Origin of the sequence: Chryseobacterium aurantiacum (assembly GCF_003020585.1) — a bacterium.
Taxonomy (GTDB): domain Bacteria; phylum Bacteroidota; class Bacteroidia; order Flavobacteriales; family Weeksellaceae; genus Chryseobacterium; species Chryseobacterium aurantiacum.
The window spans coordinates 182690-206378 of record NZ_PXUE01000006.1 but is presented as its reverse complement, the minus strand read 5'-3'; the positions used below and the strand labels follow the sequence as shown (position 1 = coordinate 206378).

At 36.7% G+C, this 23689-nt stretch carries 25 protein-coding genes; 13 read left to right on the top strand and 12 right to left on the bottom strand.

Annotated elements, in window-relative coordinates; translation table 11 throughout:
- Positions 1 to 32: 32 nt before the first annotated feature.
- Positions 33 to 2624: a DNA mismatch repair protein MutS gene (gene mutS / locus C7D53_RS18365; protein ID WP_106917853.1), complete on the bottom strand. Its 2592-nt coding sequence runs from the start codon at positions 2622 to 2624 to the stop codon at positions 33 to 35.
- Between the two features lie 124 nt (positions 2625 to 2748).
- Between mutS and C7D53_RS18360 the strand changes: the two genes are divergently transcribed.
- Positions 2749 to 3279 (top strand): GNAT family N-acetyltransferase, encoded by a 531-nt coding sequence (locus C7D53_RS18360; RefSeq protein WP_106917852.1) that lies wholly within the window; start codon positions 2749 to 2751, stop codon positions 3277 to 3279.
- A gap of 3 nt (positions 3280 to 3282) precedes the next feature.
- Here the strand turns inward: C7D53_RS18360 and C7D53_RS18355 are convergent, their stop codons facing one another.
- Positions 3283 to 4161 carry a cupin-like domain-containing protein gene (locus tag C7D53_RS18355; RefSeq protein WP_106917851.1) on the bottom strand — a complete coding sequence of 293 codons (879 nt, stop codon included), beginning with the start codon at positions 4159 to 4161 and terminating at the stop codon, positions 3283 to 3285.
- Positions 4162 to 4343: 182 nt separating this feature from the next.
- Here C7D53_RS18355 and C7D53_RS18350 point away from each other — a divergent pair, with 182 nt between their 5' ends.
- From C7D53_RS18350 to C7D53_RS18310, 9 genes are all read left to right on the top strand, one after another.
- A complete protein-coding gene (locus tag C7D53_RS18350) occupies positions 4344 to 5240 on the top strand; it encodes a bestrophin family protein (RefSeq protein WP_228422433.1) in 897 nt (298 codons plus the stop codon).
- 358 nt (positions 5241 to 5598) lie between these two features.
- Positions 5599 to 6129, top strand: a complete 531-nt coding sequence (locus C7D53_RS18345; protein WP_076352942.1) for an RNA methyltransferase — start codon at positions 5599 to 5601, stop codon at positions 6127 to 6129.
- Positions 6130 to 6316: 187 nt separating this feature from the next.
- Positions 6317 to 6970 carry a CBS domain-containing protein gene (locus tag C7D53_RS18340; protein WP_106917849.1) on the top strand — a complete coding sequence of 218 codons (654 nt, stop codon included), beginning with the start codon at positions 6317 to 6319 and terminating at the stop codon, positions 6968 to 6970.
- A gap of 1 nt (position 6971) precedes the next feature.
- The gene (locus C7D53_RS18335; RefSeq protein WP_106917848.1) at positions 6972 to 7838 is read left to right on the top strand and encodes an NAD kinase; all 867 of its coding nucleotides are present in this window, start codon (positions 6972 to 6974) and stop codon (positions 7836 to 7838) included.
- A gap of 69 nt (positions 7839 to 7907) precedes the next feature.
- Positions 7908 to 8978, top strand: a complete 1071-nt coding sequence (gene fbaA / locus C7D53_RS18330) for a class II fructose-bisphosphate aldolase (protein ID WP_106917847.1) — start codon at positions 7908 to 7910, stop codon at positions 8976 to 8978.
- Positions 8979 to 9076: 98 nt separating this feature from the next.
- Positions 9077 to 9931: an acetyl-CoA carboxylase, carboxyltransferase subunit beta gene (accD, locus tag C7D53_RS18325; protein ID WP_106917846.1), complete on the top strand. Its 855-nt coding sequence runs from the start codon at positions 9077 to 9079 to the stop codon at positions 9929 to 9931.
- 54 nt (positions 9932 to 9985) lie between these two features.
- Positions 9986 to 10495, top strand: coding sequence for a DUF6973 domain-containing protein (locus C7D53_RS18320; RefSeq protein ID WP_106917845.1), 510 nt, complete (start codon positions 9986 to 9988; stop codon positions 10493 to 10495).
- 301 nt (positions 10496 to 10796) lie between these two features.
- Positions 10797 to 12200 carry a nucleoside recognition domain-containing protein gene (locus C7D53_RS18315; protein WP_106917844.1) on the top strand — a complete coding sequence of 468 codons (1404 nt, stop codon included), beginning with the start codon at positions 10797 to 10799 and terminating at the stop codon, positions 12198 to 12200.
- Between the two features lie 64 nt (positions 12201 to 12264).
- Complete coding sequence (locus C7D53_RS18310; protein ID WP_106917843.1) at positions 12265 to 12657, top strand: hypothetical protein; 393 nt, start codon at positions 12265 to 12267, stop codon at positions 12655 to 12657.
- 15 nt (positions 12658 to 12672) lie between these two features.
- On the opposite strand, the gene C7D53_RS18305 is transcribed toward C7D53_RS18310, so the two are convergent.
- From C7D53_RS18305 to C7D53_RS18290, 4 genes are all read right to left on the bottom strand, one after another.
- Positions 12673 to 13563, bottom strand: a complete 891-nt coding sequence (locus tag C7D53_RS18305; RefSeq protein ID WP_106917842.1) for a ferric siderophore ABC transporter substrate-binding protein — start codon at positions 13561 to 13563, stop codon at positions 12673 to 12675.
- 23 nt (positions 13564 to 13586) lie between these two features.
- Positions 13587 to 13985, bottom strand: coding sequence for an ExbD/TolR family protein (locus tag C7D53_RS18300; protein WP_106917841.1), 399 nt, complete (start codon positions 13983 to 13985; stop codon positions 13587 to 13589).
- A 94-nt stretch (positions 13986 to 14079) separates the two neighbouring features.
- Positions 14080 to 14784 carry a MotA/TolQ/ExbB proton channel family protein gene (locus C7D53_RS18295; RefSeq protein WP_076352931.1) on the bottom strand — a complete coding sequence of 235 codons (705 nt, stop codon included), beginning with the start codon at positions 14782 to 14784 and terminating at the stop codon, positions 14080 to 14082.
- Positions 14785 to 14959: 175 nt separating this feature from the next.
- Positions 14960 to 15421, bottom strand: a complete 462-nt coding sequence (locus C7D53_RS18290; protein WP_106917840.1) for a hypothetical protein — start codon at positions 15419 to 15421, stop codon at positions 14960 to 14962.
- A gap of 169 nt (positions 15422 to 15590) precedes the next feature.
- Here C7D53_RS18290 and C7D53_RS18285 point away from each other — a divergent pair, with 169 nt between their 5' ends.
- Positions 15591 to 17387: a DUF885 domain-containing protein gene (locus C7D53_RS18285; protein WP_106917839.1), complete on the top strand. Its 1797-nt coding sequence runs from the start codon at positions 15591 to 15593 to the stop codon at positions 17385 to 17387.
- A 176-nt stretch (positions 17388 to 17563) separates the two neighbouring features.
- A complete protein-coding gene (locus C7D53_RS18280) occupies positions 17564 to 18013 on the top strand; it encodes a DinB family protein (protein WP_185126713.1) in 450 nt (149 codons plus the stop codon).
- Between the two features lie 135 nt (positions 18014 to 18148).
- Here C7D53_RS18280 and C7D53_RS18275 read toward each other — a convergent pair whose 3' ends face one another.
- The gene (locus tag C7D53_RS18275; protein ID WP_106917838.1) at positions 18149 to 18769 is read right to left on the bottom strand and encodes an endonuclease III domain-containing protein; all 621 of its coding nucleotides are present in this window, start codon (positions 18767 to 18769) and stop codon (positions 18149 to 18151) included.
- 33 nt (positions 18770 to 18802) lie between these two features.
- On the opposite strand from C7D53_RS18275, the gene bcp reads away from it, so the two are divergent.
- Positions 18803 to 19252: a thioredoxin-dependent thiol peroxidase gene (gene bcp / locus C7D53_RS18270; protein WP_106917837.1), complete on the top strand. Its 450-nt coding sequence runs from the start codon at positions 18803 to 18805 to the stop codon at positions 19250 to 19252.
- A gap of 82 nt (positions 19253 to 19334) precedes the next feature.
- Here the strand turns inward: bcp and C7D53_RS18265 are convergent, their stop codons facing one another.
- From C7D53_RS18265 to C7D53_RS18245, 5 genes are read right to left on the bottom strand one after another with little or no spacing between them, the layout of a single operon-like run.
- Entirely contained in the window at positions 19335 to 19868 is a 534-nt protein-coding gene (locus C7D53_RS18265) for a GNAT family N-acetyltransferase (protein ID WP_106917836.1), read from the bottom strand.
- Positions 19837 to 20502 carry a hypothetical protein gene (locus C7D53_RS18260; protein WP_106917835.1) on the bottom strand — a complete coding sequence of 222 codons (666 nt, stop codon included), beginning with the start codon at positions 20500 to 20502 and terminating at the stop codon, positions 19837 to 19839. Before C7D53_RS18260 ends, C7D53_RS18265 begins: the two co-directional genes overlap by 32 nt.
- Before the next feature lie 32 nt (positions 20503 to 20534).
- The gene (locus C7D53_RS18255) at positions 20535 to 21617 is read right to left on the bottom strand and encodes a mannose-1-phosphate guanylyltransferase (RefSeq protein WP_228422431.1); all 1083 of its coding nucleotides are present in this window, start codon (positions 21615 to 21617) and stop codon (positions 20535 to 20537) included.
- Between the two features lie 2 nt (positions 21618 to 21619).
- On the bottom strand, positions 21620 to 22210 hold the full coding sequence (locus C7D53_RS18250) for a SprT-like domain-containing protein (RefSeq protein WP_106917834.1): 591 nt from the start codon (positions 22208 to 22210) through the stop codon (positions 21620 to 21622).
- A gap of 1 nt (position 22211) precedes the next feature.
- Complete coding sequence (locus C7D53_RS18245; protein WP_106917833.1) at positions 22212 to 23534, bottom strand: TolC family protein; 1323 nt, start codon at positions 23532 to 23534, stop codon at positions 22212 to 22214.
- Between the last annotated feature and the right edge of the window lie 155 nt (positions 23535 to 23689).

The following is a 23689-nucleotide window of genomic DNA, read 5'->3' as shown; positions in this document are numbered from 1 at the left end:
TTTTCAACCTTGTGAAAAGAAAAATGATTGGATTATTTTCCAATCATTTTTTTTATGGCATTCAGCTTCATTAGAGCTTCTATAGGCGTTAACGTGTTGATGTCAATCTTTGTAAGCTCCTCACGGATATTCTCCAGAACAGGATCATCCAGCTGGAAGAAAGAGAGCTGCATATTTTCTTCGGTTACTCTTTTAATACTTTCAGATGTGCTGCCATTTCCTTGCGTTCTGCTGGCTTCAAGGGTTTTAAGGATTTCGTTTGCTCTGTTTACCACTTTAGCAGGCATCCCTGCAAGTTTGGCAACATGAATACCGAAACTATGCTCACTACCTCCCGGAACCAACTTTCTTAAGAAGATAATATTCCCCTTGTTTTCCTGAATGGATACATGAAAATTCTTTACACGCTCAAAATTCACCGTCATTTCATTCAGCTCGTGATAATGGGTGGCAAATAAGGTCTTTGCCTGTGTAGGATGCTGATGAAGGTATTCTGCAATGGCCCATGCAATGGAAACTCCGTCATAAGTTGATGTTCCGCGACCAATTTCATCCAGAAGGATAAGGCTTCGTTCAGAAATATTATTCAGAATGTTGGCCGCCTCATTCATTTCTACCATGAATGTAGATTCACCTGCCGAAATATTATCTGTGGCTCCTACTCTAGTAAAGATCTTGTCCAATAAACCGATCTCTGCGTGTTTTGCGGGCACAAAGCTTCCAATCTGAGCCAGAAGACATACGATAGCCGTCTGACGTAGAATAGCAGACTTACCGGCCATGTTGGGTCCCGTAACCATAATGATCTGTTGAGAATCTTTATCTAAAAAGATATCATTCGGGATATATTTTTCTCCCAATGGAAGAGCATTTTCAATGATTGGATGCCTTGCTTCTTTCAGGTCAATTGCATAACCGTCATTTAAAATAGGTTTTGTATAGCTCTCGGAAACAGCCAGTTCAGATAATCCGGCAGCAACATCCAATTGTGCAATGATATTGGAGTTACCCTGAATTTGATCTATATAAACCATTGTTTCAGTACATACATCTCTGTACAGCTTACTTTCCAGAACACCAATTTTTTCTTCGGCGCCTAAAATCTGGCTTTCATATTCTTTTAACTCCTCTGTAATATATCGTTCAGCATTCACAAGGGTCTGCTTTCTTAACCAATCACTCGGAACTTTATCTTTATGGGTATTTCGGACTTCAATATAGTATCCAAAAACATTATTAAAATCAATCTTCAGACTTGAAATTCCAGTTCTTTCAATTTCTCTCTGGCACATTTCATCCAGAAATCCTCGGCCTTTGCTCTGGAGATTTCTTAACCTGTCCAGTTCTTCAGAAACACCATTCTTAATAACATTTCCCTTGGCGATGTTAACCGGAAGCTCTTCGTTAAGATAATTCTGCAGGAACTTAATAAGTTCTTCAAGATCAAATAAGGGTTCAAGCCAAGCCAACACATCGGCATGAGGATGTAATAACGACTTGATTTTATGGATATTAATTAAACTTTGACGCAGATACCCCAATTCTTTTGGTGAAATTTTCTCTGCTGCCAGTTTTCCCATCAATCGATCAAGATCAGAAATGGATTTTAACAGCTGGCTTATTTCATACTTAAGAGCATCTTTTTCGTTCAGAAAATCAATCAGCGAAAGCCTTCTGGCAATTTCATCCACCGATTTCAGAGGAAGAATAATTCTTCTTCTCAATAACCTTCCCCCCATGGGAGTAGATGTCTTGTCAATGATATCCAGAAGCGATTTCCCTTGTGGGTTGCTTGGGTAAACAATTTCCAGATTTCTTAATGTAAAATTATCCATCATCAGGTAATCTTCCTGAGGAATAACCTGAAGTTTAGTAATATGTGCAAGAAGATTATGATGGGTATCTTCTACGAGATACGCAAAAATAGCCCCGGCAGCGGTAATTGCCAGTGGTAAATTTTCAATCCCAAAACCTTTTAAAGAATTGGTTTTAAAGTGATTTGTTAGTTTTTCGTAGGCAAAATTGTATTGAAAAGCCCAGTCTTCAAGCTTAAAGGCATTTTTATTCTTGATCTGTTCAGGAATCTGCACACTTCTCTGGAAAATAATCTCACTCGGATCAAAGGTATTGACAATGTGCAGCAGTTTTTCGATATTCCCCTCACTCACAAGGAATTCACCGGTAGAAATATCTACTAATGCGATTCCGTATTTCTCTTTTTCCTTGTGCAAAGAAAGCAGGAAGTTATTCTTTTTGGAGTTTAAGACCTGATCATTAAATGTCACTCCGGGAGTTACCAATTCCGTAACCCCTCTTTTCACAATGCCTTTCACCATTTTCGGGTCTTCCAACTGGTCGCAGATAGCCACTCTCATGCCTGCTCTTACCAATTTTGGCAGATAAGAATCTACTGAATGATGTGGAAATCCTGCCAACTCGATGTGTCCGTCTCCGTTGGCTCTTTTAGTAAGAACAATTCCTAAAATCTGAGATGTTCTCACGGCATCCTGCCCAAAAGTTTCATAAAAGTCCCCTACTCTGAAAAGTAAAAGTGCATCAGGATATTTACCCTTGATGGTATTATACTGGGTCATTAGCGGGGTTTCCTTCTTCGATTTTGCCATAGTAAAAAATGAACCCCAAATTTAGAAAAATAAATTCAGGGTTTCAGAATTGTTTCATGGTTTATGCTTGAATGCTCTTTTCCTTATCAGGAATTAATTGTATTTTCACCATAAAATCAAACCCATGGAATTTCCTGTTTTAGAAACTGAAAGACTTATTTTGCGACAGCTCACCCTGAATGACTCGGAAGATCTTTTTGAGTATTTTTCACAGGATGAAGTTATGGAATATTATGACCTTGATACTTTCAAAACACTGGAAGATGCACAACATATCATCCAACATTTCAACAGCGAGTTTGAAAAAGGAAAGGGTTTTCGATGGGCCTTGGAACTAAGGGCTGAAAAGAAAGTAATTGGCACCTGTGGCTATCACAACTGGTATCATGAGCATTTCAAAGCCGAGATTGGATATGAGCTTAATCCTTTATATTGGCAGAGGTCTTTTATGAAAGAAGCCCTACTTCCCATTCTCACATTTGGTTTTGAAAGCATGAGGCTACATCGGATAGACGCATTTATTGATCCGGCAAACATCTCCTCCGAAAAGCTTTTGTCTTCTCTCAACTTTCAGGAAGAAGGAACCATGAGAGATTACTTTTTTGAGAAAGGAAAATTTGTAGATGCTAAACTCTTTGGGCTGATTAACAAATAAGACTTATTTCTCAGATTTTAAATGCCTGTCTAAGGCTTCAGAGCTTTTTTTGTAGGCCCAATCCTGCTTATATTGTACCCATTTAGCCTTAAAAAGCTTGCGCATAATCTTATCTGTATACCTCATGATAAAAACATGGTACAGCATATTAGCGAAAACGACGGGCTTGTTGGGAAGCGCTCTTAATGATAATGAAAAACCAGGCTCAAGATATCTGTTGAAATGCCAGAATGCACCCGGAATAAAAAGGGCATCCCCATGCTCCATGAAAATTTCATATCCCTTTGCGTATTTAAGTGCCGGAAATTTTTCATAGTCAGGGTTTTCATAATCTACATCATAAATGGTATGAACAGATAACGGAACTTTGTATAGAAAAGGAGACTGCTCCTGATCAAATAAAAGAATCCTTTTCTTACCCTCAAAGTGAATATGCATAAAATCCCCAAGATCAACATCATAATGCATCAGAACATGAGCTTCACTACCCCCAAAGAATAAAGTAGGAAGTCTTTTGAAGAACTTCATCCCCAGATCCGGATAGGTAAAGTTTTTCAGTAGCTCAGGAAGTCTGTCTGTAATAATGTAGAAAAAAATACGAAGGTCTGACGGCCTACTCTTGATGGTGTCAATATAATCTTTCATCTTCATATGGGCTACCGGAGCATCAGTACTTTTAGCCGCATCAGCAGGCTTATTATCATATAGCGGAACATCCTGATCCCCTGCTTTTTCACGAATATAGGCTAGATTCCATTGATCAAAAGCATCCCATCGGCTCGCAAAATTTTTGATCAAAAGAGGTTTCTGCTTCTTGAAATAATTCTTCTGAAAATCTTCTTTACTGATATCATTAACAACATCTACGTTTTCGAGGATCATGTATTTTGTATTTTATGCGAAATAAAAATAGTGTTTTTTTGAAAACTGCGGAAACTTTTAAATGAAGAGAGAAAGAACTGATTCCTATAAATTCTTTCATCGGATAAAATTTTATGAACTCGGATTTTAAAATAATTTTAAGGCTTTCTATAAAGCAGAGCTCAAATGAAAAATTTATATTTGTGTTATTAAGCGAATTTATGAGAGTCTACAATACTAAACATTTCCTTAAGATCCTTTTCAGTTTACATAAAAGCGATACCCTAAAAATTCTTTTTCCAAGCATGATCCTTGTGGGAGTATACTCTTGGGGAATTGAATATCTGGAAGTGGAATATCTTCATCTTACTTCAAAATCCGCGGTCAGCAATGTGGGAATGATCCACTCTCTCTTGGGTTTTGTGCTTTCCTTGTTATTGGTTTTTCGAACCAATACCGCCTATGACAGATGGTGGGAAGGGAGAAAACTTTGGGGAAAATTAGTCAATGACACCCGAAATTTTGCCATAAAGATTAATACTATTCTTGGAGATAATCGTCAGGACGCAGAACAAATTGCAAGATATTTAAAGTATTTCCCTCATTTTTTAGCGAAGCACCTTTCTAAAGAATCTACCCGCTTGGCGCTGGACGAAGATTATTCTGAAATTGAGAAAACGTTAAAGAACCACGGTCCAAGTGAAATCATCATTCTTTTGACTCACAAACTGAATCAATTAAAAAAAGAGGGCAAAATCACTGAGGTAGAAATGCTGTATTTAGACAATCAGCTCTCTGGTTTTCTGGAGGTGTGCGGAGGCTGTGAAAGAATTAAGAATACACCTATTCCCTATTCTTATTCATCATTTATTAAAAAGTTCATCATTCTGTATGTATTTGCTCTGCCTATTGCGTACGTTATTACAATCGGGCTTTTCATGATCCCCCTTACAGTTTTTGTGTATTATGTTCTGATGAGTCTGGAACTTATTGCTGAAGAAATTGAAGACCCTTTCAACAATGATGAAAATGACATTCCAATGGAGACTATAGCTCAAAATATTGAAAAAAATGTTCATCAGATCATGGGTAAAAAATAAAAAACAGGCTTTTAAAGATCCATTTCTTTTATTTCACGGGCTTTTTCATGGTTTTTTCTCATGCATAAAGCTTCTCAAAATAAGCTTGTGAATAGTAAGTATTTTACTATTTTTGAAATAAAAATATCCGCGACAATAGCTTTACTCGAATTTTGTAAAGCTTCATGGAAAAACCGGATTGTTTTATGAAAACAAAAAAGTCATAAGGCAGATTGACAGTTATGAAAATGGTCTTGCCATCAGGAAATAAAGTGAGTCAACAATAATAGAAGACCACAGAATCTACTCCCATAAGGGCAGAAACATTGAAACAAAGAGGTCTATAAAGACGGAAAATTAATCTCAACAAAATAATACATTGGTACAGAAACTAAAATTGGAAGAACTTAACAGAATAGATGTAGAAACATTTAAGAAAGTTGAAAAAATTCCGTTGGTCATCATTTTAGACAATATCAGAAGTATGCACAATGTAGGTGCGGCTTTCAGAACGGCAGATGCGTTTTTAATTGAAAAAATAATCCTTTGCGGAATCACCCCACAACCGCCTCATCGTGAAATTCACAAGGCTGCACTGGGAGCAACAGAAAGCGTAGACTGGTCTCATGAAGAAGACACCAACAATGCTATTTCTGATCTGAAAAGCAAGGGTTATGAAGTGATCGGTATTGAGCAGACTACAAGCAGCCAAATGATTACAGATTTCACGATTGATAAATCAAAAAAATATGCCCTGGTCTTAGGAAATGAAGTAGAAGGAATAAGCGATGAAGTACTGCCTAATATTGATGTATTTTTGGAAATTCCTCAGCTTGGAACAAAGCATTCCCTTAACGTAAGTGTATGTGGTGGAATTGTGATGTGGGAGTTTGCAAAGGCCCTAAAATAAAAAAACTGCATATGTCATTAGTAGACAGTGCAGTTTGAAATAAATCTAATAAAAAGTAAAAATGAAAGGCGACAAAGGTACCTTTTTTTTCCTTACAAACAAATTTTGACGTCATTTTTTTTGTTAGATCTTAAAAAAAGTCGTGTTTTCAGAAACAGTTTCATTTAATTTTTTATAAATTAGCACAATGTTTATCAAGGACTATATCTCAAAAGATTTCCCATGTTTTAACCTGTCGGACTCTATCGAGTCGGCCAGAAATACATTGGAAGATTTCGGATATTCTCATGTATTCATCAAAAAATCCCATCACTTCTATGGAGCCCTTGCCAAGGACTTTTTATATGAAGAAGATGGAGGAACCTTGAAGGATCTTGAGCATCAGATTGAGCGGTTTGCCATTCTGGAGGATAATAATATCATGGATAGTATCCGCCTTTTTTATACATTCAATTCCAATGTAATCCCCGTGATTAACAAGAATGAAAAGTATCTGGGCTATATTACCTGTGAAGATATTTTCCAGGATCTTTCCCGTTATCCTTTATTTTCAGAATCAGGAGCTATTCTTACTGTAGAAGCCCCTGCCAGAAAATATTCAATGACGGAGATTGCCAATATTGTGGAGAGTAATAACTCGAAATTTTATGGTGGATTCATCAGCTTTATGTCTGAAGAGGTAATTCATGTCACCATAAAGATCAGCAATGAAAATCTGGCCTCGATAGATGCAACGTTTGACCGGTACGACTACAGAATTGTTGAAAAATATTATTCTGATGAGAAAACCGACCTTTTTAAGGACCGATTTGGTTTTTTCCAAAAATTCATAGAAATATAACATGAAGGCAGCTATATATTCTCAGAAAAAAGATCTTGATACTTTTTTATATTTAAGCAAGTTTATCTCTGAACTTGAAACCAGAGGTGTAAAATCTGTTCTGTATGATGAAATGGCTGAAGCTCTTCAATTTTCGAAAATCTTTGAAACTTTCAACAGCAAACAGGACCTTTTGGACAAGGAGGTGGATCTTTTCTTTACCTTCGGTGGAGATGGAACCATTGTAAACTCTTTAACATTTATTGAAGATCTTGAAATTCCTGTAGTAGGTGTAAATACCGGAAGGTTGGGGTTTCTTGCTTTCTTCACTAAAGAAGAAGCATTTAAAGAACTGGACGCTATCCTAAAAGGAGATGTAAAAACAAGTCGCCGTTCTGTAATTGAGGTGGTTTCTCCAAATCTGGAAGGATTTTTCCCCTATGCATTGAATGATGTAACAGTTTCCCGAAAAGAAACAACCTCTATGATCACGGTAGATTCTTATATTAATAATGAGTTTTTAAATGTATTCTGGGGAGACGGGGTGATTATCTCAACGCCAACCGGTTCTACAGCCTACTCATTAAGTTGTGGAGGACCTATCATCTCTCCCAATAATGAAAACTTCGTCATCACGCCAATTGCTCCTCACAATCTGAATGTGAGACCTTTAGTAGTAAATGACAAAGTAGAAATAAAATTCAGAGTGGAAAGCCGGGTATCCCAATACTCTCTTTCCCTAGATTCCCGACTTATTCACATTGAAACGGACAAGGAAATCATCATCAAAAAAGCCGATTTTCAGCTTCTTTTGGTACAGCCCAACAATTTGAGTTTCTACGAAACCATCCGCCAGAAGCTACTTTGGGGACGAGACAAAAGAAATTAATGATTTCTTAAAAATGATTACCTTTACACGAAATTAAGCACCTAATAAATTTATAATAAAAAGTAAAACATGAGCAGAATTTTTCCGGCAGGAGTTGCCACAGGTCAGTTAGTTACTGATATTTTTCAGTATGCTAAAGAAAACAAATTTGCACTACCTGCAGTAAACGTAATTGGATCAAGCAACGTAAACGCTGTTATGGAAACTGCAGCGAAATTAAACTCTCCTGTAATTATTCAGTTTTCAAATGGTGGAGCTGCTTTCAATGCAGGAAAAGGATTAAGCAATGACGGACAGAAGTCTGCAATCTTAGGAGCTATCGCGGGTGCAAAACATATTCACACTCTTGCTGAAGCTTACGGAGCAACGGTAATTCTACACACAGACCACTGTGCAAAGAAATTACTTCCTTGGATCGACGGATTGATGGATGCTAACGAAGAATTCTTCAAGCAGACAGGAAAATCTCTTTACTCTTCTCATATGTTAGACCTTTCTGAAGAATCTTTAGAGGAAAACCTTGAGATTTCAGCTCAGTATTTCGAAAGAATGGCTAAGCTTCAGATGACTCTGGAAGTAGAAATCGGTGTAACCGGTGGTGAAGAAGACGGTGTTGACAACTCAGACGTTGATAACTCTAAATTATATACTCAGCCTGAAGATATAGCTTATACTTATGAAAAACTAAAGGCTATTTCTGACAACTTTACTATTGCTGCTGCATTCGGTAACGTACACGGAGTTTACAAGCCAGGAAATGTGGTTCTTACTCCAAAAATCCTAGACAATTCTCAAAAGTATGTTCAGGAGAAGTTCGGAACTGCTGCTAAGCCGGTAAACTTTGTATTCCACGGTGGTTCAGGATCTACTTTAGAAGAGATCAGAGAAGCAATTGACTACGGAGTAATCAAAATGAATATCGATACTGACCTTCAGTTTGCATATACAGAAGGAGTGAGAGATTATATGGTAAACAATATTGATTATTTAAGAACTCAAATCGGAAACCCTGAAGGAGAGGAAAAACCTAACAAAAAATTCTATGACCCAAGAGTTTGGGTAAGAAAAGGTGAAGATACATTCTCTACAAGATTGGTGAAAGCATTTGAAGATTTAAATAATATAGATACTTTAAAATAAAATTTGTAAAAAGTAAAATGTATAAAGCTCAAGGTAATTTATAATGCTTTGTTTTTTATACATTTTACATTATACACTGTACATTAATACAATACAAAATGGCATTCGACTGGTTTAAAAGAAAAGCAAAAAACATTACCACCTCTACTGATGAAAAAAAGGACGTTCCCAAAGGCCTATGGCATCAGACTCCATCTGGAAAAGTTGTGGAACACGATGAACTAAAGAGAAATAACTATGTTTCTCCTGAAGACGGATTTCATGTGAGAATAGGAAGTGCGGAATTTTTTGACATCCTTTTTGACGGCGGTAAATTTACCGAACTGGATGCCAATGTTGAAAGTATTGATATCTTAAACTTTAAGGATACAAAGGCTTATAAAGACCGTTTAAAGGAAGTAAAAGCAAAGACAAAACTTACAGACTCTATCAGAAACGCAGTAGGAACTGTAAAAGGAACTGAAATGGTAGTTTCTTGTATGGATTTTGCTTTTATCGGAGGTTCTTTAGGTTCTGTAATGGGAGAAAAGATCAGAAGAGCAATTGATTATTGTATCAAACACAGACTTCCGTACATGATCATTTGCCAGTCTGGAGGAGCTAGAATGCAGGAAGCAACTTATTCCCTGATGCAGTTGGCTAAAGTACAGGCCAAGCTTGCTCAGCTTTCAGAAGCGGGACTTTTGTATATCGCTTACCTATGTGACCCTACTTTTGGAGGAATCACGGCTTCTTTTGCTATGACGGCTGATATCATTATGGCTGAACCGAAAGCTCTTATTGGTTTCGCTGGACCAAGAGTAATTCGTGAAACCATTGGTAGAGATTTACCGGAAGGATTCCAGACATCAGAATTCCTACAGGAAAAAGGATTTGTAGACTTCATCGTAAAAAGAACTGAAATTCAGGATGTTGTTGCAAAAACAGTTAATTTATTAGCTGTAAAAGCATAATCTCTGTAACAAAAACAATACAATCTCTCTCTAATTAGGGAGAGATTTTTATTTATGAGGACTTTTAAGATATTTTTCGATACCATCCGAAGCATGAGTTTTAAAAAGATTATTCGTCTTTTATCACTTATTCTTCCCCATCCTCTTTTCGCAATTCTCAGCTTTCACGCCACCGTAAAAGCATTTACAATAGCACAGAAAAAATTCCCTGCCACAGCATCCAATAACGGGATAGGAAATGCTTTCAGACACGCCTTGTGGTGCTGCTTTATTATGATGTACTGCTGCAAAATTTCTTCTCCTAAAAAGGCACTTGATTTCTGTAAAAGAATAACGGACATGCATGAAGAACTGTTCCCAAATGAACCACTGGAAACCAAAATGGATCTTCATAACAATAAAATAGGAATGGATTATTTCATGGAAATTCTCCCGGGAATTCACCGCCAGTTTTTTGAGAAAAGCTTCTTTGTAGATGCATTAGTTAAAAAAATGAATGATGCCAAAGTTCTGAAAAATCTGGATGATGATTTTGAAGGACAGCTTGTCTATCTGAAAGAGTAATTTTATCCTTTAACGCAACGAACACGCAAAGGAATTATAAAGCTTTGTGCAAATTTTTCGTGCGCAAGGGCATTTCATTCAGCAATGTTATGTAATTAAAGTTCTATTTGCTTAGTGCTAACGCCTTCGCGAACGAAAAAATCATACATAATTATTAGAATCTTTTGCGGACATTGCGCCAAAGTACATCTAAAATCAATAATCCATCATTAGTTTTCTTTCACAGCAGAATAACAAAAGACTTTAGTTATTTTTGTGGTTTAAAGTATTTTTGATAAGTTTAAACAATTAAATCAATCGAATGGTTCTCAGCAGAATTTGGTCGGCTTTTATTATTATTGCCATTACCATTGCCAGTATAAAGTACATTTCGTCAAGCCATTACAAAACCATTTTCAATGATATGGTGGTAGGAAAAGGCGGGGATACGGTGAAGATTGCATCCCAACCCATGACTACCCTTTCTCCTATGGTAAAGGACAGCCTGATGAAAAAGAATGATTTTGCAGAGAGCAGAATCCATTATAAAACAGATTCACTAAAGCAGAATGTAAACGTTTACCGGGTTCAGGAAGCAGATGGTGTTATCGGAACCTCAGAAACAGCTGTAAAAATCTGTATTGGATTGATCGGAATCATGACACTTTTCATGGGTTTCATGAGTATTGCTGAAAAAGCAGGCGGAATCAATCTTTTAAGTAGATTTATTCAACCTTTTTTCTCCAAACTATTTCCGGATATTCCCAAAAACCACCCGGCATTCGGGCATATGCTGATGAACTTCAGCGCCAATCTTCTGGGATTGGATAATGCGGCAACACCATTTGGATTAAAGGCGATGGAAAGTCTACAAACCCTCAACCCCAATAAAGATACAGCCAGCAATTCGCAGATCATGTTTCTTTGCCTCCACGCAGGCGGAATGACATTGATTCCTGTATCCATTATTGCCATCAGGGCATCGATGGGTTCTAAAACACCTACCGATATTTTCCTGCCGTGCATGATTGCTACTTTTGCCGCAACCTTAGCTGCAATGATCATTGTTTCAATATACCAAAAGATCAATCTTCTCCGCCCCGTTGTTATAGCTTATGTAGGCGGAATTTCAGCAATTATTGGATTATTGGTCGTTTATTTGGTACAATTAAGCAAGGATGAACTGGATGACTTCAGCAAGATACTAAGCAACGGTCTTATTCTTTTTATTTTCCTTGCCATCATACTTGGAGCCGTTTATAAAAAGATCAACGTTTTTGATGCGTTTATTGAAGGTGCGAAAGAAGGATTCACTACCTGTGTCAAGATTATTCCTTATTTGGTAGGAATGCTGATTGCGATTTCACTTTTAAGAACTTCCGGTGTTTTTGATGTTATCATTGATGGGATGAAATGGGTTGCCAATGTCGCAAGCCTTGATCCTCGATTTGTTGACGGTCTTCCAACAGCCTTAATTAAACCTTTATCGGGTTCCGGAGCAAGAGGAATGATGGTAGATACCATGGCTACTTTTGGAGCAGATAGCTTCCAAGGGAAATTAGCCGCGGTACTTCAGGGAAGCTCAGATACGACATTTTATGTGATCGCAGTATACTTTGGGGCCGTAGCCATTAAGAATACCAGATATACGGTAATTGCCATGCTATTAGCCGATTTGGTAGGCGTTATTACGGCAATTGCTTTAGCTTATTTATTTTTTGCTTAATAAAGTAATCCCGTTAAGCAGATTCAATTAACTTTAAACTTAAATTCAAAACATTAAATCCATTATGATTACAGATAAAGAATTCACACTAAGGCTTATCCGCCAATTGACCCAGGCATTAGAAAAGCTTATACTGGATAAACCTGAAGAAAGCCTGATGCAGAAAGAGCTGGATTTTGATACGCTGATGAGAGATATTTTCAAGATGAGCTTCACGGAGGTTTCCTCTAAAACTAAGGAAGAAATAATTGCCATTGTCAATGAAAGACAGGAAAGAGATCACAAAGATTATTATGAAATGCTGGGAAATCTATTCTACTTCAACAGTAGGCATGATCATAACAAAGATTTTCAGGACAAAGCAAAGACATTCTATGAGCTGTATCTTCAGACCAGTGGTATCTTTGCATTACCGATTATCAACAGAATAAATGAATTGAAAAAAGCACTTGAATAAAGTGCTTTTTTATTTTTAGAATGTAATTTTATAAGATCCTGTAGAGGATGTATTGGCTTTTTCTGCTTTTACATACTTCTTAACCCAAGATACAGATGTAGATGATACACAAGGATCTGAAACTCCGCCCGACCTTCTTGCTGAAACCACATTTCCAGCCTTATCTACAGTGTAAGCTATTGTAATAGATCCGCTTGCCGTACAACTGTGAGAAGGTTGTGATCCTCCTCTTCCCATTGTTCCCGGAATATACCCAACAAGCTTTCTGTCAATCCCCACTTTACTATCTCCATTACCATCACCTCCCAGAGGGTCTCCTGCATTACCAATTCCGTCTCCGGTTCCCTGACTTCCTGCTTTTGTTCCCCTTCCTTTAATCAGGTTTCCAATGGCTGCGTTGCCTTTTCCGTCACCACTTCCTGTTTTAGAGTTGGCAGTTGCCGCTCCTGCTTTTTTAGTATTTTTAGAAGCCGCTGTAGTGGTAGCCTCTTTCTTTTCCGTCTTTTTGGATTCTTCTTTTTTAGGAACTGTATTTTTTGAATTATTTCCAGTAATTACCTTATCCTTGGTTTCAATTTTCTTGGGTTCGGGTACTGGTACAGGTTCTGGCTTTATTACAGTTTTCGTTTCAGTAACGGGAGTTTCTATAGGCTCCGGTGTTACTTCTTCCGTGGCTGCGGCTAAACTACCCGGTTGTTCGGCAGGTTCTTCAATACCGTTTCCGTTCCTGTTGTCTCCGAAGTTTACCAGCATTGTAGTAATAACTTCCGGATCTTTATCCAGTTCAGGTTTTAATTTATATAAAAAAACAAAAAGCAAAATGGCACACCAAATAAGAATAGAGAGTACTGCACTCTTTATCCTGTCTCGGTTTTCCTCGTTCTTGTTTGCTGTATAGCTTCTCATCTAAAAATGATTCTTACTATTTATTATTTATCCTTAACTGTTGCAATCGCAATGTTAAATTTATGTTTTTCAGCGATTTCCATTGCAAAAACCACATCTTTATGCATGGTATTTTCATCTGCTCTGATCGTGAAAGACTTATTAGTCTGGCTGGTTAACTTATTAACGATAATTTGTTCCAGTTCTCCCTTATTCACAGGGTTATCATCTACAAAATATGAACCATCCTGCTTAATGCTCACTGTCAAAGGATTCGGAATATTGTCATCAACGGCTCCGGCTTTTGGCAGATTCACATCTATTGCACTCTGATTGGCCGCAGATGATGTGATCATAAAGAAGATCAGCATCAACAGGATAACATCTGTCATCGCTGCTAAACTGAACTCCGGGTTCGCTTTATTTCTTCTCTGAATTTTCATCTGTTTATTCTAATATTTTTAATGGTCAGATGGAATCGCTCAAATAATAATCCTCTAAAAAGAGCTTTTCTCATAGCGATTTCATAAGAAAGATTTATAAAGGTTTGTTGATAAGGTCTAAAAATTCACCTGACATATTCTGAGCCTTTAATACAAACTTGTCAATTTTTGTTAAAAGAATATTATAACAGAAATTAGCCGGAATTGCCACAGCAAGACCTACCGCAGTTTGCCCTAGTGCAGTATAAATACCTTCAGAAAGTGTTTTTGGTGAGAAAGATCCCGTTGCATGAGATAAATTAAAGAAAGCAATAATCATCCCGATTACGGTTCCCAAAAGCCCCAACATGGGAGCAATACTTGGAACTACCGCTAAAAGATTCAGGTTTTTCTCCATATTGGCTACCTCTACCTGAGCCTGGGATTCCATAGCACTTACGATATCAGAAACCGGACGTCCTAATCTTGAGATTCCTTTTTCAAGGATTCTACCCTCAGGAGAATTCTGTGTTTTACAGTAATCTGCAGCGGCTTCTATCTTTCCTTCTTTGATAAAGTCTTCAATATTATTCATGAAATTAGAATCGGTCTTTGAAGTTAATCTTTTGATAAAGAAGAACCTTTCAAAGAACAGGTACAATGAAAACACTCCAAGCACCAAAACAGTCCCCATCACTATTTTAGCGAAAGCTCCTCCATGGAACATGATTTTCCAAAATGAAAATTCTAAATTGTCTGTGGCAACAGCGGGTGTAGCAATCTGTGCAAATAAAATCTGAGAAAGTTCCGTTAACAGCATTAAATGTGAATTTTATTAAAGTTTCAACGACAAATGTAGTGGAATATTATGAATTGATATCTTAAAAATTGCTTAAAAACAACTTAAATTTTGTTAGAATTGGTAAACAGCAAATTTCTTTCCAAAAGCAATTTTGAAAAGAAATTTGATTTTATAAAAAGATTTGAGACCGTTCTTAGTCTTCGTCTACCACAATATCATCCTGCCTGAATTCGCATTTTAATCTAAATGGAATCGGCGTATCTGATCCGGTATAGAAGTCATCAATGGTACCTTTCCAGATTACCTGAAGCTCACCATCCTCATTTTTCTCAAAAAGAAGCTCATTATCATAGATATAAGCATCTTCATCGTCAAACAGGTTTACTTCCGTGTAGGTTTCGTCGTCAGAGTCATTGATTGTAATAGTTTTTCCCTCTATCTCTCCAGAGTCAATAGGAAAATCGAAAACCTCAAGTGAAAGCTGAGGAAAATTGTATTGTAATGAATCATCATCTACATGATCCAACCCGTCATCCGTTATAATTTCAACCTCTAAAAAATGTTGCTGGTTGCTGTAAACTGCTTTACAATAAGTATTTCTAATATTGTACTTTAGCGTTTCGTCCGGATGGTAAATTTTTAAAATCCCTTTCATTATTTCTTAAAAAAAGAACTGTAATAATATGATTGTTAAACGTTTTCAACAAAGATAAAAAATTGATTTAATGTGAAAAGGATTTTGAAAATTATTTTTTTAAAATCAATCATATCAATGATAGGAATCACCCAATAATACCTATTTTTGTTACATAAAGATTCTGAAAATGAAAAATATTTTATCGAAAAGTATTCTGGGACTAGGATTAATGATTGGTCTTGCCTCGTGCAAAAAAACTGATTCTCCCCTCACCAAGGTGACTCCTACCAATCTGGATTCTATTGCATCCAATTACTATGAACAGTATCTTAAACTATTTCCATTAGATGCTACTTCGCAAGGAGATCTGAGATACAATGATCAACTTCCCATCAATATTGACAAGGATTTTATCTCAGGAGAGGTTGCTTTCTACCATTCTGTACAAAAACAGTTGGAAAGTGTAGATTATAAAGCTCTTTCGGATGATGACAAAGTAGTATATGATGTTTTGGACTATACTTTAAAAGATAAAATTGAGGCGTATGCCTATCACCCCGAATATATTCCTTTCACACAGTTTGGAGGTCTTCCGTTAAGCTTTCCTTTATTTGGAAGCGGACAGGGAAGCCAACCTTTTAAAACTGAAAAAGACTACAGTGACTGGCTGAAAAGAATGGAAAAATTTCCGGAATGGATGGATGCTGCTACAGATAATTTCCGTGAGGGGATTAACAATAAAGTAGTTCTTCCTAAAAAACTGATTATCAAAATGATTCCTCAAATGAAATCTGAGGAAATCACATCTTCTGATATGGATAAGAATATTTTCTATGGACCTGTAAAGAACTTTCCAAAAGATTTTACTCAGGCTCAAAAAGATAAATTTTCTGCTCTTTATAAAGAGGCTATCACCAAAAAAATCATTCCTGCTTACACCAAAATGGGTGCATTTCTGGAAAAAGAATATTTACCTAAGGGACGAGATACCGATGGATACAACAGTCTTCCTAATGGAAATGAAATTTACGGCTATTATGTAAAAGGCTGGACAACGACTAAGAAATCACCTGAAGAAATCAACAAAATTGGGCTTCAACAAGTGGCCATGCTTCGTGCAGAGATGGAAAAAGTGAAACAACAAGTTGGTTTCTCCGGAACACTTGAAGAGTTTATCACTTTTGTGAAAACAGATCAAAAAGCGATGGCCTATAAGACCTCCAAGGAAGTTTTAGATGGATTCAACAGTATTCTGACTAAAATTACTCCGAAGCTGAAAACGATGTTTAATGTTACGCCTAAAACAAAGTTTGAGATCAGACAGACAGAAAAATTCAGAGAAGCCAGCGCAAGTGCGGAGTATATTCCGGGAACTCCTGATGGAAAAAGACCAGGTATATTCTATGTTCCGATTCCTGATCCTGCTAAGTTCAATGTAACTTCCGGAATGGAGTCTCTTTTCTTACACGAGGCTATCCCTGGCCACCATTATCAGGTTTCTCTGCAACAGGAGAATACAAAACTTCCTAAATTCATGAGATTCGGATGGTTTGGAGCATACGGTGAAGGATGGGCACATTACTGTGAGACTTTAGGCCCTGAGTTTGGTCTATACACCGATCCTTACCAAAAAATGGGGTACCTAAGCGATCAAATGCTGAGAGCGGTAAGATTAGTGGTAGATACAGGCATACACACTGGTAAAATGAGCAGAGAGGAAGCCATTAAGTATTTCCTAAGCAATATTTCTTATGATGAGGGTGCTGCTACTGCGGAAGTAGAAAGATATATGGCAATGCCCGGACAGGCTTTAGGATATAAAATCGGATCTTTAAGAATTCGTGAGCTAAGAGAGAAGTATCAAAAAGAGCTTGGAAACAAGTTTAATCTGGCCAGCTTCCATGATGAAGTGCTAAGCCAAGGATGTCTTCCTCTGGAGGTTTTAAACAGAAAAATGGAACTTTGGGCTAAAAAGCAAAAGTAACAGAATACCATTCAAATATAAATGGGACAGTTGAATAATTGTCCCATTTTTTATTTCGAAAACCTTGAAATGACTATCTAATTTTATACTTTTAACAGGGTTAATTTCTTTTCTTCGGAAAGATTTTTTTTCCCAAACTTATAAGAGTATATATAATTAATTGAAATCCAATTATCATGATCATAGAATCTTTACGATCTCTTTACAACAGAGATTTAAACAAACTAAAAGCTGAAATTGAGGCCTATCAACATGAAGAGAACCTTTGGAAAACAGATAAAAACATTTCCAATTCTGCCGGGAATCTATGTCTCCATTTGGTTGGAAACCTCAGCCATTTTATAGGGTCACAGCTTGGCAAAACAGGTTATGTAAGGCATCGTGAATTGGAGTTTTCATTAAAGGATGTTCCAAAAATTGAGCTTATTGCAAAAATTGAGACAACTATAATGACCGTTGATTCAGTATTAAGCCAACTCCCTGAAGAAGACCTGAAAAAGGAATACCCATTAGTTGTTTTTGAAGATAAAATGACAACAGATTTCTTCCTGATTCATCTGATTGCTCATTTGGATTATCATTTGGGCCAAATTAACTATCATAGGAGGTTATTAGATAATGCATGATGACTATGGTTTCCAATTTATGAATATACAACAACGGATGTCAGTAATGAACAGGCATCCGTTATTTTATATCAATATTCTTATCTGCAGATTTGTAATAAAGACTATGTAAACAATGCTAAAAGATAAGATTCTTTACTTCTCAAACATCATCTTGGTAATAAAGTCTTTTTCACCCTTACCTCTTGCAGGGGAATACTCTCTACCATAGAAAATAATCTGAAGATGGAGCTTATTCCACACTTCCTCTGGGAAGAGTTTTTTTGCATCACGCTCTGTTTCCACAACATTTTTACCGGAAGTAAGTTTCCATTGTGTCATAAGGCGATGAATATGAGTATCCACTGGAAAAGCAGGAAATCCGAAGCCTTGGCTCATTACTACTGAGGCCGTTTTGTGTCCCACACCCGGAAGTGCCTCCAATTCTTCGTAAGTCTGCGGTACGATGCCATTATGTCTTTCCAATAAAAGTTCAGCCATTCTCTTTAGATTCTTGGCTTTTGTATTGGATAATCCTATTTCTTTAATTAATTCTTTGATCTGAAACTCCTCCAGTCTGGCCATTCTCTGTGGGGTTCCGGCTACCTCGAAAAGATTGGGGGTAACCTCATTCACCTTTTTATCTGTAGTCTGCGCAGAAAGTGCTACAGCAACCATCAATGTATACTCATCAGTATGATCCAACGGAATAGGTGTGGTAGGATATAATTTATCCAGTTCTATCTGAACAAGTTCAGCCCTTTGCTTTTTTGTCATTTTACCCTTAAATTTGAACAAAATTAAATTATTATGATGAAAGTTGGAGACAAATTACCTGAATTTGAAGGAATAAATCAGGATGGAGAAACAGTAGCTTCCTCTAAACTAATCGGAAAAAAGCTTGTAGTATTCTTTTATCCGCAAGCCAGTACTCCAACATGTACTGTAGAGGCCTGCAATCTGAGCGATAATTACTCTACGCTTGAAAAAGCAGGATTCCAGTTGTTGGGAGTGAGCGGGGACACTATCAAGAAGCAAAAAAACTTCCACAGCAAATTTGCATTTCCTTACGATCTTATCGCTGATGAAAACCATGATATTATTGAAAAATTTGGGGTTTGGAAAGAGAAAAAGACGTTTGGCAAAACCTATATGGGAATTGTAAGAACTACTTTTATTTTTGATGAAAAGGGCATCTGCACAAGAGTTATTGAGAAAGTAACTTCAAAAACAGCAGCAGAACAGATTTTAGAGGGATAGTTTATTAACCCTGATAAAAAGAATAAATCCACAAATAGAAAGGTTGTCTGTTTGTGGATTTATTTATATTGCAAGCTTATTTTTACTCTGTTTCGTAGTAATTCAATTCTTCATTTTCTCCAGGAAGTGTAACGTGTTTCTGAAATTTCAATCCTAATTTTTCAATCAGCTTCTGGGAAGAAACATTATCCTTTGAAATGATTGCTGAAATTTTTGGCAGCCCAAACTCTTCCATACCAATCCATTTTACCTTTTGAGCAGCCTCAAAGGCGTATCCTTTTCCTTCAAATTCTTCCAAAAGAGAATATCCTATATCTACAATATCCAGACCCTCTCTTTCAAAGATACCAACTCCACCTATTTTTTTATTTCCTTCTTTGGTCATCACAAGATAGTTCCCGTAACCCAATCTTTCGATCTGTGGCATAAACCTATTTCTGATGTAGTTTTCTGCATCTTCAATCGTTTTAATATTACGATCACCAATATACTGGATGAATTTGGGTGCGTTGTACAGTTCAAAAATTAAATCCTTGTCTTCTGGCAACATCGGACGAAGAATTAAACGTTCGGTTTCGTAAACCTTATCTGCGTTTGGTTGTTTTTTTAGGCTCATCTTTCTTGGGTTCTTCCTTTTTTTCGATTTTTAAAAGTCTCGGGTTATTAGCACATTTTTTATTGTAAAGCTCAATATAGGTACCATTGTCTTTTACATTAGAAACAAGACCTGTGGCTTTATTTACCGTTAAAGTATAATGTGTTTTCTGGTAAGGACATTCCCTTGAGGTTACTTTTCCAAGATCCAGATAGTAATTGGCCTGATCTTCGTGATAGTTACCTGCAAGATCCTTAAATTCCTCATCAACGATATAACCGTCTGAAGCCAATAAAATAGCAGCTTCCTGAGGATTATCAATCTTTCCTACAAACTTCTTCAGCGCTTCCACATCAAGAATGTAATTTATCTTTCCTCCTAAAGAATAGGCTATGTAATAAAAGCTGTCTTCGCTTGGGAAGAGGTTAAATCCTGAGAATTGAGGCGTGTAGCTCATTTTTCCTCCGGAAATCTTTATTTCCTCACCCTTTCCGTAGCTATTGTAAACCAATGTCCAGGAATCTACCCTATCATCGGGAGTAATTCTTTGTAGAATATTTGGAATACTTGAAAACTTTTTTTTATCCTGAGAATATCCCAGAATTGCCCAAAATAAACATATAAAAGTCGTTAATCGGAATGCAATTTTAATCATAGCTTAAAAATCAGCATAAAAGATACCAAATTTTACATAAACTTGTCTCCCTTCTTGAAGTTCTTTAAATCAAGAACGTAGTCTTTGATCAATTGATCGTTATCTCGAGGACAAATCAAAAGGGCTTTATCTGTATCTACAACAATATAATTTTCAAGTCCGTCAATAATAACTGCCTTGTTATTGTTCCTTAGGCGAATGATATTTCCTTTTGCGTTATAAGTCAGTAAATGTTTTAATTTCACTGCGTTTCCGTTCTTATCTTTCTCTGTATTTTCATACACTGAGGTCCAGGTTCCTAAGTCACTCCAACCCAAATCTGACGGAATTACATATACATTTTTCGCTTTTTCCAGGATTCCGTTATCAATAGAAATTTTCTGAACTTTAGGATAAATTGTTTCTATACAATTATTTTCCTTTTCGGAGTTATACTCACAAGCCATAAAATGCTGCGTCATTTCAGGAAGATACATTTCAAATGCATGATGAATACTTTTCATATTCCAGATAAATATCCCTGCATTCCAAAGGAAATCCCCACTTTCAAGAAAGCTTTGAGCAATCTCAAGAATAGGTTTTTCTGTAAATGTTTTTACCTTGAAATATTCTGAGTTCTTCTTTTCGACAAACTGAATATACCCATAACCCGTATCGGGCCTCGTAGGAGTAATTCCGAGAGTAACCAGATAGTCATGTTTAGAAGCCAGATCAAAAGCCAGCTCTACTTTTTCCAGAAAAACATCTTCTTTCAGGATCAGATGATCTGCAGGAAGAACGATCATGGTGGCGTTGGGATTAATTTCAGCAATCTTATTAGCCATGTAAAGGTTACAGGCTGCTGTATTTTTCATCAAAGGTTCCCCCACAATATTCTCCTCCGGAATCTCCGGAAGCTGCTGGTGGGAAAGCGCTACATATTCTTTATTCGTAATGACAAATATCTGCTCCTTAGGAATTAGCTTACTGATTCTGTCATACGTTTGTTGAATCATAGTACGTCCGGTACCTAGAATATCCTGAAACTGTTTGGGAAATTTCTGTGTACTCATCGGCCAGAATCGGCTGCCGATCCCTCCTGCCATTATCACACAGTATCTATCTGATTTTAACATTCTTAGCTACATTTTTCTACCCTTGCTAATGGCTTAAAAGAATACTTTCTTCCAGTAGCCAGGTTCTTACAAAGATAGTTTTTTTTAATCAGACCTTCTAATAAATACTTTTCGTTGCGATATATAAAAAACTCACCCTTCTGAAGCTCTTCAATAAAACGCAGGCTATCATCTTGTTTCTCAGTATGAAAATATCTTACAAGATCGGGGCTGGCCATAAAGTTCGCCTTTGGTGATTTTGAAAACTTTACGATAATGGGCCTCAGGTCCTCATCATAAATTTCAAGGCTTTCAATAAGCATATTTCTAAAAGTTTCTTTCCACTCATTGCCATGAGGCGAAATCTTTCTTCCATATTTTTCAAAAGCAATAAGGTGTGCCAGCTCATGGGTAAGCACAAAGAAAAAAAGTGGCGGGGTAAGTGTTGAGTTTACCGTAATTTCATGGGAGTTGTCCGGAAGCTTTCTATAATCTCCCAGTTTAGAATTTCTGTTCCTTGTGACCTTTATATGAATATAGTAGTCTGAAAACCAAATTCTTAAATATTTAAGTGTATTTTGTGGTAAATATTTCTCTAATGATTGGATCGGCATTTTACAAACTTAATGGAATTCCTGCATAGAAATTCAATAGTTTAAGACTAAAAAGATAATTATATTTCGCCTGTGCTACTGATCCCTGTGCATTTGCATAATTATTTCTTGCAACATTCACGTCATAAATGGTAGTTTTCCCTGCGGCATAGCTTTTATCAGCAAAATCGAGTGCCAGTTTGGAACTTTTTTCCGCTTCTACAGCAGCGAGGTATGTTTCATAATTGGCATCAGCATCAAACTGAGCTTTCTGTATGTTTTGTCTTACCGTTTGTTTCTGTTGTTCAAGGGCAATTTTACTAACGCTTTCATTTAACTTAGATTGTTCAACCTGTAACTTTGTCTTTCCTTTATTGAAGATCGGAATATTAAGTGACAACCCTACGCTTTGCCCGAACTGATCATTATATTGCTCAAAAAAAGTTCCCTGCACAATTCCTGGTGGAACATTAAATGATTTGTTGTAGAACGTATTAAGCCCAGCACTAGCTGTTAATGTAGGCCAGAATGCCGTTTTACTTACCTCGGTTTGTGCTTCGGCAGATCTTATTCTGCTTTCGGCAGCTTTTATTTGTGGTTGCAAATCATAAGCTTTTGTAAGAACCTCATCAACGGTTACCAACTGTGAGTCTAATACGTCAGAAACATCTACATTTTCCACATCAAAATCTTTATAGTCTGCAAGCTGTAAAAGCTGAGCAATAGCAAATAAAGCTCTTCCTACATTAACTTCTGCCGTTTTAAGATTTTGTTTTTCTCTGGCTAATGCTGCTTCAGATTCTGCCAGAACCGTCTGAGCAGTAGTTCCAACCTGGGTTGTTATTTTTGCCCTGTCATATTGCTTTTTAGCATTTTCTACAGCACTTTGAGAAATCTTAACAATTTCTTTGTTCAATAAAGCAGTTAAATATTGCTGTGCAATTTGTACAGAAATATCATTTTTAATCGCTTCAATATCGTATTGACTTGCTTCTACATCAAACTGAAGCTTTCTTACATTCTTCTCTAATCTTCCATTATTGTAAACCAAAACATCCGCACTTACCCCAATACTGTTATTGAATCTGTCGTTTCTATAACTTCCTGCTCCCAATGATCCCTGTCCGAAACTCACTCCATTCATCATACTCCCCGATACAGAAGGCAAATAATCTTTTTTTGCTGCTTTAAGGTTGTATTCTTGGTTTTGCTTGGTATATTGATTTTGGATAACCTGAAGATTATGCTCCACTGCATAGCTTACACATTCTTTTAAGGACCATTTCTTCTGGGCACTTAATCCCAGACAACTTAGTCCAAAAACGATAATCCAAACTTTTTTCATATGTAGATGTTTATTTGTTTTTAATGGTCATATGGAATCGTGTCATCTCTATCGGTATTTAGCCTTGCAAATCACAGCGATTTCATATTAAGATTTTTCCCTATTAGACGAAGTAAATATAAAAAAGTTACAGAATGAAAAAAATTGTTTCATTT